A 13,031-nucleotide genomic window follows, 5' to 3' on the forward strand; every position below is an offset into this window, starting at 1 on the left:
TTGGACCGGCTGGATTTCGGCGGAAACGGCGAAGCTGGTGGCGAACGGGCGGACGCTGGTTCGGGCTACTTCCCGCTGTCTCCTGCGCAGCTGGGCATCTGGTACGCGCAGCATGTTGACCCGCAGGTGCCGGTCAACATCGCGCAGTACGTGGATCTGCACGGTGAGCTGGATGTCGAGATCCTGGAACAGGCGAGCATCGACGCGTCGCACGAGCTCGGTTCGGGCTTCCTGCGCATCATCGAACGCGACGGCGAGCCACTGCAGTTCGTCGATCACAGCATCGCCGACTACGACAAGGTCACCTATGTAGACCTGCGCGCCGAGGCCGATCCGGCCGCGGCCGCGATGGCGTGGATGCGGGCCGAGTACAGCCGTCCGATGGACCTGACGACCGACCGCCTGATCGCGGTCGCGGCGCTGCAACTGGCCGACGACCGCTGGTACTGGTACTCGCGAGCGCATCACGTCACGCTCGACGGCTTCGGCGCCATGACCAACCTGAACCGGATCGCCGAGCTCTACACCTCGTACGCGAACGGCACCGAGCCCGCGGTCTCCAAGGCCACCGACCTGCACACGCTCTATGAGCAGGAAATGGCCTACCGCGAGAGCAAGCGGTTCGGCACCGACAAGGAGTACTGGACCGAGCGGGTTGCCGGCTTGGAAGACGGCACCAGCCTGACCGGCCGGTCCGCCCCGCCCGCCGCGATCAACGGGATCGCCAGCGCGGCACTGTCCGATGACCAGAACACGCTGCTGGATGCGGCTGTGCGGCGCCATGATTCGTCGCCCGCCGGGCTGCTGCTCGCCGCGTTCGCCGGTTACCTGGCGCAGTGGAACGGCGTCGAGGACGTCATCCTGAGCCTGCCGGTGACCGCGCGCACCACCGCGGCGATGCGTCGCTCGGGTGGTGTCTCGTCGAACATCGTGCCGCTGCGGCTGCACGTCGGCCACGACACGACGGTCAGTGAACTGCTCAAGCAGGTGACGGTCGAGGTGTCCGGCGCGCTGCGGCACCAGCGGTACCGGCACGAGGACATCCGCCGCGATACCGCCGGCGACGGCATGGTGACCACGGAGTTCTTCGGCCCGTGGGTCAACATCATGCTGTTCCACGACGAGCTGGTGATGGGCCCGATGGTCGGCCAGCTGCACGTGCTGTCCACCGGCAGCATCGAGGATCTCGGCGTCAACTTCTATCAGTCGGTCGCGGGCACCCGCTCGCACATCGACTTCGAGACCAACCCGAACCTCTACACCGAAGACGAAGCGCAGCGGCATCATTCGCGCTTCCTCGAGTTCTTCGACCGCTTCCTCGCGGCCGACGACGACGCCGCGATCTGGGCGCTGGACGTCACCACCGCCGATGAGCGGGAACGTTCGCTGCTGGAGTGGAACGACTCCGACCAGGACGTGCCCGACACCACGCTGTCGGCGTTGCTGGATGCGCAGATGCCGTTGGCGCCGAACAACATCGCGCTCGATTTCGAGGGCGCGACCCTGACCTACGCGGAGTTCGACGCGCGGGTCAACCGGCTGGCCCGGTTCCTGATCGCCGACGGTGTCGGCCCGGAATCGCTTGTCGCGCTGGGCATGCGACGCTCGCTGGAGCTGGTCATCGGCATGCACGCGGTGCTCAAGGCCGGTGGCGCGTACGTGCCGATCGATCCGGATCATCCGGCCGATCGCACCGCCTACATCCTCGACAGCGCGGCACCGGTCTGTGTTCTGACGCTCTCCGCCGATGCGCTCGACCTACCGGAGTCGGTGCGGCAGGTGCCGATCGACACCCTTGATGTGTCGGCGTACTCCGCCGAGCCGGTGACCGACGGGGACCGGGTCGCGCCGCTGCGGCCGGACAACACCGCCTACGTCATCTACACCTCGGGTTCGACCGGACGCCCCAAGGGCGTTGCGGTCACTCATCACGCGATCGTCAACCAGCAGCTGTGGATGCTCGACGAGTACCGGCTCACCGCGGATGACGTGTATCTGCAGAAGACCGCGACCACGTTCGACGTGTCGCTGTGGGGCTACTTCCTGCCGCTGCTGGTCGGCGCGAAGCTGGTCATCGCCGCGCCGGACGGTCACCGCGATCCGCTGTACGTCGCGGAGATGATCGAGCGGCACGGGGTCACCGTGACCGACTTCGTGCCGTCCATGCTGACGGTGTTCGTCTCGCACGCGACCAAGGCGCAATGTGCCACGCTGCGTGCCGTTTTCGTGATCGGCGAGGCGCTGCCGCCGGAGACCGCCGTCGGTTTCCGCGCGATCACCACCGCCGGTCTGCACAACCTGTACGGCCCGACCGAGGCCGCGGTCTCGGTGACCTACTGGGAGGCGACCGCCGCCGACACGGTGACCGTGCCGATCGGTATCCCGGAGTGGAATGTCTCGGTCTACGTGCTGGATTCGCGGCTGCGACCGGCCGCGATCGGTGCACCGGGTGAGCTCTACCTCGGTGGCCGTCAGCTGGCCCGCGGCTATCGCGGCCGCCCGGACCTGAGCGCGGATCGCTTCGTCGCGAACCCGTTGTCGGACAGCGGCGAACGCATGTACCGCACCGGCGACCTGGTGCGCTGGAACGACGCGGGCACGCTGGAATACATCGGCCGCACCGACTTCCAGGTGAAGTTCCGTGGTCAGCGCATCGAGCTCGGCGAGATCGAGACCGACCTGCTCGCCCATCCGGCGGTCAGCCAGGCCGTGGTGCTGGTGATGGATACCGCCACCGGTCAGCAGCTGGTGGCCTATGTTGTTCCCGCGCCGGGACATTCGGTCGATCCGACCGAGTTGACCAGGTTCGCGGCCGAGAAGCTGCCCAGCTACATGGTGCCAGCCTCGGTCATGGTGCTGGACGCCTTCCCGCTCAACACCTCCGGCAAGCTGGACCGAAAGGCGCTGCCGGAGCCGGTGTTCAGCGCGGACGCGTCGAGCTTCCGTGCCCCGCGCACCCAGGCCGAGCAGATCGTGGCGGGCATCTTCGCCGACGTGCTGAGCCAGGACCGCATCGGCATCGACGACAACTTCTTCGATCTCGGCGGCAACTCGCTGGTCGCGACCCAGGTCGTGTCGCGGATCGGCGTGGCGTTCGGTACCCAGATCGGCGTGCGCGCGCTGTTCGAATCCCCGACCGTGGCCGGGATCGCCGCCCGCGCGGAAAACGCCAGCCAGACCGAGGGCGCCCGGCCGCCGCTGGTGGCCCAGCAGCTGCCCGAGCGGGTGCCGCTGTCGCTGTCGCAGCAGCGGATGTGGTTCATCAACCAGTTCGACTCGACCGTGCCCGCCTACAACCTGCCGTTCGTGGTGCGGTTGCGTGGCGAGGTCGACCTGGACGCGTTGCAGGCCGCGCTGATCGATGTGGTCGCGCGCCAGCAGTCGCTGCGCACGATCTTCCCCGAGTCCGGCGACGGCGGCTACCAGCAGGTGCTGCCGGTCGACCAGGTGGACCTCGGCATCGCGATCGAGCCGATCGCCGAGACCGAATTGCACGGTGTACTCACCGCTTTCGCGTCCACCGGCTTCGATGTGTCGCGCGAGCTGCCGATCCGGGTCCGGGTCTACGCGGTGACCGGCGGCCGGGAGAACGGCACCGCCGATTACGCGGTCGCGTTCGTGGTACATCACATTGCCGCGGACGGCTTCTCGTTCGGCCCGCTGGCCCGCGACGTCGCCGCCGCCTACCTCGCGCGGGCCGCGGGGCAGGCGCCGAGCTGGGCGCCGCTGCCGGTGCAGTACCAGGACTTCAGCGTCTGGCAGCGCGAGCTGCTCGGCGCCGAGTCCGACCCTGGCTCCATGGCCGCCCGCGAAATCGCCTACTGGCGGCGGGCGCTGGCCGGGCTGCCCGATCAGCTCGACCTGCCCGCGGATCGCCCGCGCCCGCCGGTGCAGAGCTTCAGCGGTGGCCGGGTCACCTTCGACATCGATGCCGAACTGCACCAACGGCTTTCGGCGTTGGCACGGGCCCAGGGCGTCAGCCTGTTCATGGTCATGCACGCCTCGCTGGCCGTGCTGCTGGCCCGGCTGTCCGGCACCAACGACATCGCCATCGGCACCCCGGTCGCCGGGCGTGGTGAGCAGGCCCTCGACGACCTGATCGGCATGTTCGTCAATACGCTGGTGCTGCGCTCGGAGGTCGACGGCAGCGAGCCGTTCACCGAGTTCCTCACCCGCACCAGGGAAACCGACCTCGCCGCGTTCGCCTTCGCCGACGTGCCGTTCGAGCGCCTCGTCGAGGTGCTCAACCCGACCCGCTCGCAGGCGCGGCACCCGCTGTTCCAGGTGATGCTGTCGTTCCAGGAAATGTCGCACGCGGCACTGGAACTGCCCGGGCTCTCGGTCACCGCCGACGAACTCGACGTCGATATCGCCAAGTTCGACCTGCAGTGGACCGTCACCGAAGAACGTGGCGCCCAAGGTGAACCGGCAGGCATGGCGACCGTGGTCTCCTTTGCCACCGATCTGTTCGACGCCGCGACCGTCGCCGAATTCGGCCGCCGCTACCTGCGCGTGCTCGAGGCCGCCGTCACCACCCCGCAGGCCGCGGTGCGCGACATCGACATCCTCGACGACGCCGAGCGCACCCTGGTCCTCACCGGCTGGAACCAGACCGCGCACGAGTTACCCGCGGCGACCGTGCTCGACCTGTTCGAGGAGCAGGTCCGCCTGCGCCCGAACGACATTGCCGTGCTGTTCGACGGCGGCACCCGAAGCGCTGGTGAATTCGGCCCGCAGGTGCAGCTGAGCTATGCCGAGTTCTCGGCGCGCGTGAATCGCTTGGCGCGCAAGCTGATCGCCGAGGGCGTCGGCCCGGAAAAGCTGGTCGCCGTCGGCATCCGCCGCTCGGTGGACATGCTGATCGCCATCTACGCCACCATGACCGCCGGTGGCGGCTACGTGCCGATCGACCCCGACCACCCGGCCGAGCGCACCGACTACGTGCTGGCGAACTCGACGCCGGTGTGTGTGCTGACCACGCTGTCCGATGACGTCAAGTCCGACGACTGCCCGGTGATCGCCGTCGACACCCTGGATTTGAGCGAATTCGGCGACGGGCCGATCACCGACGCCGAGCGCCACGCACCGCTGCGCCCGACGAACGCCGCGTACGTGCTCTACACCTCCGGCTCCACCGGTCGCCCCAAGGGTGTGGCCGTCAGCCATGCCAGCGTGCTCAACCAGATCGCCTGGATCACCGGCGAATACCGGATGAGTCCGGCCGATGTGGTGCTGCAGAAGACGCCGGTCACCTTCGACGTGTCGGTGTGGGAGTTGTTCGGCACCTTGGCCGTTGGTGCCCGCATGCTCATCGCGGCGCCCGACGGGCACCGCGATCCGATGTACCTCTCGGAGATCATCGGACGGCATCAGGTCACCATGACCTCGTTCGTACCGTCGATGCTCTCGGTGTTCGCCGGCGCGGCGTCCACCGCCGAATGCGCCTCGCTGCGTGCGGTTCTCGTCGCCGGTGAGGCGCTGCCGCCTGCCACCGTCGCCGCGTTCCGGCAGTTCTCCACCGCCGCGATGCACAACCTGTACGGTCCGACCGAGTTCACCGTGCACGCCACCGCCTGGCACCTCAACGAGGTGGCACCCACCTCGGTGCCGATCGGGCGCCCGGTGTGGAACGCGCAGGCCTACGTGCTCGACGAGGGCCTGGACCCGGTCCCGGTCGGCGTGCCCGGCGAGCTGTACATGGGCGGCGTGCAGACCGCCCGCGGCTACCACGGTCGCCCCGACCTGAGCGCGGAACGCTTCGTCGCCAACCCGTTCGGCGCGCCCGGCAGCCGTCTCTACCGCACCGGCGACCTGGTCCGCTGGGTCGAGCCGCACGATCCCGAGGTCGGCGCCGCGGGCGTGCTGGAGTACATCGGCCGCACCGACTTCCAGGTGAAGTTCCGCGGCCAGCGCATCGAGCTCGGCGAGATCGAGGCCGCGCTGCTCGACCATCCGGCCGTCACCCAGGCCGTCGTGCTCGTGCTGGACACCGTGGCAGGCGACCAGCTCGTCTCCTACGTGGTCACCCCGGCGGGCCCGGTCGACATCGACAACATCAAGAACGCCCTGCACCGCACGCTGCCCGCGTACATGGTGCCGTCGGCGATCGTGGTGCTGGAAGCGTTCCCGCTCAACCCGTCCGGCAAGCTCGACCGCAAGGCGCTGCCCGCGCCGGTGTTCGAGGTGCGCGAATTCCGTGCGCCGACAACGCCGATCGAGGAAATCGTCGCGCAGATCTTCGGTGAGGTGCTCGGCATCAACCGGGTCGGCGTCGATGATGATTTCTTCGAACTCGGTGGCAACTCGCTGATCGCGACCCAGGTCGCCTCGCGCCTCGGCATCGCGCTGGACACCCGGGTTCCGGTGCGGATGCTGTTCGAGGCGTCCACCGTCGCCGCGCTCGCGGCCCGGGTGGAGTCGCACGCCGGTGACGGTGCGCGCAAGGCACTGGTGGCGCGCGTCCGTCCCGAGGAAGTTCCGCTTTCGCTTGCGCAGCAGCGCATGTGGTTCCTCAACCGGTTCGACACCGCCTCGGCGGTCAACAACATCCCGGTCGCCATCCGGCTGTCCGGCGATCTCGACGTGGCCGCCCTGCAGGTCGCGGTCATCGACGTGATCGACCGGCACGAGTCGCTGCGCACCGTGTTCCCGGAGACCAAGACCGGGCCGGTGCAGGTGGTCCTGGACGCGGCGCAGATCGTGCCCGACCTGACGCCGATCCCGGTGACCGAGCACAACCTGATCGACCACCTGGTCCAGCTCGCCTCGATGGCGTTCGACGTGACCAACGAAGTGCCTTTGCACGCAAGGCTTTTCGAGATCAGCGAGACCGAGTACGTGCTCGGCATGGTGGTGCACCACATCTCCGCCGACGGCTGGTCGATGGGCCCGCTGGCCCGCGACGTGATGGTGGCCTATGCCGCGCGCACCTCGTGGGAGGCCCCGGCCTGGTCGGCACTGCCCGTCCAGTACGCGGACTATGCGCTGTGGCAGCGCGAGGTGCTCGGCTCCGAGGACGACCCGAGTTCGTTGATCGCCAACCAGATTCGCTACTGGGCCCGCGAACTCGCGGACCTGCCAGACGAATTGGTACTGCCCTCGGATCGGCCGCGACCCGCCGCGGCGTCCTATCGCGGCGGCACCTACCCGTTCGTGATCTCCGGGGAGACCCAGCGCGCGCTGGTCGATCTGGGCCGCAGGCACAATGCCTCGCTGTTCATGGTCATGCACAGCGCGCTCGCCGTGCTGCTCGCCCGGGCCAGCGGCACCGGCGACATCGCCATCGGCACGCCGGTGGCCGGTCGCGGTGAGGCCGCGCTGGACGACCTGATCGGCATGTTCGTCAACACGCTCGTGCTGCGCACCGAGGTGGACGGCGCGGCCAGCTTCGCCGATCTGCTCGCGCAGGCCAGGGAAAAGGATCTGCACGCGTTCGCGCACGCGGACGTGCCGTTCGAGCGCCTCGTCGAGGTGCTCAACCCGGCCCGCTCGCAGGCCAGGCATCCGCTGTTCCAGGTGATGCTGACCTTCCAGAACACCAGGCAGGCCAGCCTCGAGCTGCCAGGACTCTCGGTGAACGGCGTCGACTACGACGCGCGTCTTGCCAAGTTCGACCTGCAGCTGACCTTGCAGGAGACCCAGGACGAGCTGGGCGACGCGGCGGGCATGTCGGCCGAATTCTCCTACGCCGAAGACCTTTTCGACGAGGACACGGTTGCCGCGTTCGCGCGCCGACTGGACCGCGTGCTCGCGGCCGTCACCGCCGACTCGAACGTGCCGATCGGCGACATCGACCTGCTCGCGCCCGAGGAACAAGCTCAGGTGCTGGTCGACTGGAACGACACCGCACACCAGGTGCCCGGCGCGACGCTGGTCTCGCTGTTCGACGCGCAGGCCGCGGCGACGCCGGACGCGCCTGCGCTGCTCTTCGACGAGGAGCGGCTCACCTACCGCGAACTGCAGGTGCGGGCCAACCGGATCGCCAGGCAGCTGATCAAGGCGGGCGTCGGACCGGAATCGCTGGTCGCGCTGTCCATCCGCCGCTCCAACGAGCTGGTCATCGCGATGTACGCGGTGCTGCAGACGGGTGCGGCGTACGTGCCGCTCGACCCGGATCAGCCCGCCGACCGGATCAACCACATCGTCGACACCGCGCGCCCGCGGATGATCCTGTACCGGTCTGCGGACGGGTTCGGCATCGACCTGCAGCGCGAGGTCTCGGTGATCGCGATCGAGGGCATCGAGGGCGTGCCCGGCATCGCCGCCTCCAGCGGCGCGCCGATCACCGATGCCGAACGCACCCGACCGCTTCGGCCGGGCAACACCGCCTACGTCATCTTCACCTCGGGCTCGACCGGTCGACCGAAGGGCGTGGCGGTCAGCCATGCCGCGATCGTCAACCGGCTGCTGTGGATGCAGCACGAGTACCCGATCGGGCCCGGCGACGCCGTGCTGCAGAAGACGCCCGCCACCTTCGACGTGTCGGTGTGGGAGTTCTTCTGGCCCTTGCAGACCGGCGCGCGACTGGTCGTCGCGAAGCCGGACGGGCATCGCGACCCGGTGTACCTGGCGCAGCTCATCGCCGAACACGGCATCACCACGGCGCATTTCGTGCCGTCGATGATGTCGGTGTTCGTGTCCACCCTCGGCAACGAGAACGGCGACGCGGACGGGTACCCGTCGTCGCGGCTGCGGCAGGTGTTCGCCTCCGGTGAGGCGCTGCCCGCGCAAACCGCGCAGCGTCTCCGCGAGCTGACCGGCGCCAAGCTGCACAACCTGTACGGCCCGACCGAGGCCGCGGTCGACGTCACGTATCACGAAGTGACGGACGCGGATTCGGTCTCGGTGCCGATCGGCCGACCCGTGTGGAACACCCGGGTCTTCGTGCTCGACGCCAGGCTGCATCCCGTCGCACCGGGTGTCGCAGGAGAGCTCTATCTCGCGGGCGATCAGCTCGCGCTCGGCTACCTCGGCCGCGCGGACCTGACCTCGGATCGCTTCGTCGCCAATCCGTACGGCGCCGCTGGTGCGCGGATGTACCGCACCGGTGACCTCGTCACCTGGACCGCGGACGGCGAGCTGGAGTACTTGGGCCGCACCGACTTCCAGGTGAAGCTGCGCGGCCTGCGCATCGAACTCGGCGAGATCGAGGCCGCGCTGCTGACCCAGCCCGGCGTCGCGCAGTCCGTCGTCGTGGTGCGCACCGACGCGCATGCCGGCGATCAGCTGGTGGGTTACGTTGTCGCCGAATCGGATTCGGTCATCGACACCGATGCGGTCAAGCTCGCGCTGGCCGGTCTGCTGCCCGGCTACATGATTCCGGCCGCCCTGGTCGTGCTCGACGCCTTCCCGGTCAACGCCAGCGGCAAGCTGGATCGCAAGGCGCTGCCCGCCCCGGTGTTCGAGGCCAAGCAGTTCCGGGCCCCGGCGACGCCGATCGAGGAGATCGTCGCGGAGGTGTTCGCCGATCTGCTCGGGCTGCCGCGCGTCGGCGTGGACGACGACTTCTTCGAGCTCGGCGGCAACTCCCTGGTCGCGACCCAGGTGGTCGCGCGGCTGAGCGCGGCGCTGGACACCGAGGTCGGCGTGCGCGCGCTGTTCGAGGCGCCGACGGTGGCGGCGCTGGCCGCCCGCGTCGAGTCGCGGGCGGGAACCGGTGCGCGCCAAGCGCTTACGGCACAGGTGCGCCCGGAGCGGCCACCGCTGTCGCTGGCACAGCAGCGGATGTGGTTCCTCAACCGCTTCGACGCCGATTCGGCCGCCAACAACATTCCGGCCGCGGTGCGGCTGGAGGGCGCGCTGGATCTGGCGGCACTGCGCGGCGCGGTCGCCGACGTGGTCGCGCGGCACGAATCGCTGCGCACCGTCTACCCGTCGCAGGACGGCGTCGCCTATCAGCGGGTGCTGCCCGCGACCAGGGCGATCCCGGACCTGGAGGTCTTCCCGGTCGCCGAAGGCCAATTGCTCGGCGCGCTCTATGAATTCGTCGAGCGCGGCTTCGATGTGACGGCCGAGCCGCCGGTGCGGCTGCGCGCGTACCAGCTCGGCGACCAGGACTATGTGCTGGTTGTCGTGGTGCATCACATTGCGACGGACGGCTTCTCGATGCGGCCGCTGGTCCGCGACCTGATGACCGCCTATGTCGCCCGTACTTCGGCGTCCGAACCGGGCTGGCCGCCGCTCGCGGTCCAGTACGTGGATTTCGCGCTGTGGCAGCGGGCCACCCTCGGCTCCGAGGACGATCCCACCTCGCTGATCTCCGAGCAGCTCGACTACTGGCGCAACGCGCTCAACGGTCTGCCCGACGAACTGCGCCTGGCCGGGCGTCCCCGGCCCGCGGTCGCGTCGTATCAGGCAGGGACACACCGGTTCCGGGTGCCCGGCGAGCTGATCGACGAGCTGAACCGGGTCGCGCACGCGCACGGCACCACGCTGTTCATGGTGGTGCACAGCGCCTTCGCGGCACTGCTCGCTCGCCTGAGCGGTTCCGACGACATCGCCATCGGTATCCCGGTGGCCGGGCGCGGTGAGCGGGCCCTCGACGACCTGGTCGGCATGTTCGTCAACACCCTGGTGCTGCGCGCGCAGGTCGACACCGACGCGTCGTTCACCGAGCTGCTCGCGCAGGTCCGCGAACGCGACCTGCAGGCGTTCGCGCACGCCGACGTGCCGTTCGAGCGGCTGGTCGAGGTGCTCAACCCGGCCCGCTCGCAGGCGCGGCACCCGCTGTTCCAGGTGATGCTGTCGTTCCAGAACCTGGGCCGCGCGTCGCTCGAGCTGCCCGGCCTGCTGGTGTCCGAACTCGGCATCGACCAGCCGACCGCGAAGTTCGACCTGCAGCTCACGCTGAGCGAGGTGCAGGGCACCGAGGCGTCGATGGACGCCGAACTCCTTTACGCCACTGACCTTTTCGACGGTGTGTTCGCGAATACCTTCGCCGAGCGCTTCCTTCGCGTGCTCGGTGGCGTCGCCGCCGAACCGACCGCTGCGGTGGGCGATATCGAACTGCTGGACGGGGCCGAGCGCGAGCTGGTCGTCGAGCGGTGGAACGACACCGAATTCCCGGTGGACGCCGCGCTGACCTCGCCGGTCGGCGATGCGGCCGCGACGCTGGTCTCGCTGTTCGAGGCACAGGTCGCGCGCACTCCTGAAGCGCACGCGGTGACGTTCGAGGGGACAAGTCTGGCCCACCCGTCGCCCGACCACCACCCCTCATCGAGTCCCTACGGGACGCTGACATATGCCGAGTTCGCCGGGCGGGTACACCGGCTGGCACGCTGGCTGAAGAAGAACGGCGTCGGCCCGGAATCGTATGTCGCCCTTGGCATGCGGCGCTCGATCGACCTCGTCGTCGGCATGTACGCGGTGAACGCGGCCGGTGGCGCGTACGTGCCGCTGGATCCGGATCACCCGGCCGAGCGCACCGACTACATCCTGGAGACCGCGCGCCCGGTGTGCGTGCTGACCTCCGGCACCGACCTGGAGTCCACGGCCTCCCGGCAGGTGCGCATCGATGAGCTGGATCTGTCGGCGTTCTCCGATGCGCCGCTGACCGACGCGGATCGGCACAAGCCGTTGCGCCCGGCCAACACTGCCTACGTCATCTTCACCTCGGGTTCGACCGGTCGCCCGAAGGGTGTCGCGGTCTCGCACGCGGCCATCGTCAACCGCCTGGTCTGGATGCACGCGGAGTACGGCCTCGCCGCCTACGACGTGGTGCTGCAGAAGACCCCGGCCACCTTCGACGTGTCGGTCTGGGAGTTCTTCTGGCCCTTGCAGGTCGGCGCGCGCCTGGTGATCGCCAAGCCGGACGGTCACCGCGATCCGGCCTACCTGGCGCGGCTGATCATCGAAGAGCGCGTCAGCACAGTGCACTTCGTGCCGTCGATGCTTTCGGTGTTCGTCGCTGAGGAGCGCGCGGCCGAATGCGTCAGTCTGCGTAATGTTTTCGCCTCGGGTGAGGCGCTCCCCGCCGTCACCGCGCAGCGCCTGCGCACGCTGACCGGTGCCAGGCTGCACAACCTGTACGGCCCGACCGAGGCCGCCGTCGACGTCACCTTCCACGAGGTGACCGAGGCCGACACCAGCTCGGTGCCGATCGGCGCCCCGGTGTTCAACACCCAGGTGTACGTGCTGGATTCGCGGCTGCGGCCGGTTCCGGTCGGCGTGCCAGGCGAGCTGTACCTGGCCGGCGCGCAGCTGGCGCACGGCTATGTGGCGCGCCCGGACCTGACCACCGACCGGTTCATCGCGAACCCGTTCGGCGATGCCCAGCGCATGTACCGCACCGGTGATCTGGTCTCCTGGACCGAGGACGGTGAGCTGGAGTACCTGGGTCGCACCGACTTCCAGGTGAAGCTGCGTGGTCTGCGGATCGAGCTCGGTGAGATCGAGAACGCGCTCACCGCGCTGGAATCGGTCGCGCAGGCGGTGGTGCTGGTGCGCACCGACGAGCGGACCGGCGATCAGCTGGTCGCCTACGTGGTCGGCGACCCGGATCGGGCGTTGGACGTCGAGTCGGTCAAGGCCGCGCTCGGCGAGCAGCTGCCCACCTACATGGTGCCCTCGGCCTACGTGGAGCTCGACGAGTTCCCGTTGAACCCGTCCGGCAAGCTGGATCGCCGGGCACTGCCCGAACCGACCTTCGCGGCCAAGACTTTCCGCGCGCCGACCACCCCGGTGCAGGAGATCGTCGCCGATACCTTCGCCGCAGTGCTCGGTGTCGATCGGGTCGGCCTTGACGACGACTTCTTCGAACTCGGCGGCAACTCCCTGGTCGCCACCCAGGTGGCGGCTCGACTCGGCGAGGCACTGGATACTCAGATTCCGGTGCGCGCGCTGTTCGAGGCGTCCAGCGTCGCTGCACTGGCCGCACGCGTGGAATCGGCTGCCGGACAAGGCGGCCGGGCGCCGCTGGTGCCGCAGGAGCGCACCGGCCTGGTGCCGTTGTCGCTGGCACAGCAGCGGATGTGGTTCCTCAACCGGTTCGACAACCGCACTGCGGTCAACAACATTCCGGTCGCCATCAGGCT

General features: G+C 69.0%; 1 protein-coding gene (cut by a window edge). It reads left to right on the forward strand.

Annotated elements, in window-relative coordinates:
- Positions 1-13,031: the start of a non-ribosomal peptide synthase/polyketide synthase gene (locus ACIBK2_RS29910; RefSeq protein WP_396971894.1), read on the forward strand. The gene runs 30,781 nt beyond the window's last position; 13,031 of the gene's 43,812 nt are visible here — the first part of the coding sequence; the start codon lies at positions 1-3; its stop codon lies off the right edge, out of view.

This window comes from Nocardia sp. NPDC050175 (assembly GCF_044459885.1).
Taxonomy (GTDB): Bacteria; Actinomycetota; Actinomycetes; order Mycobacteriales; family Mycobacteriaceae; genus Nocardia.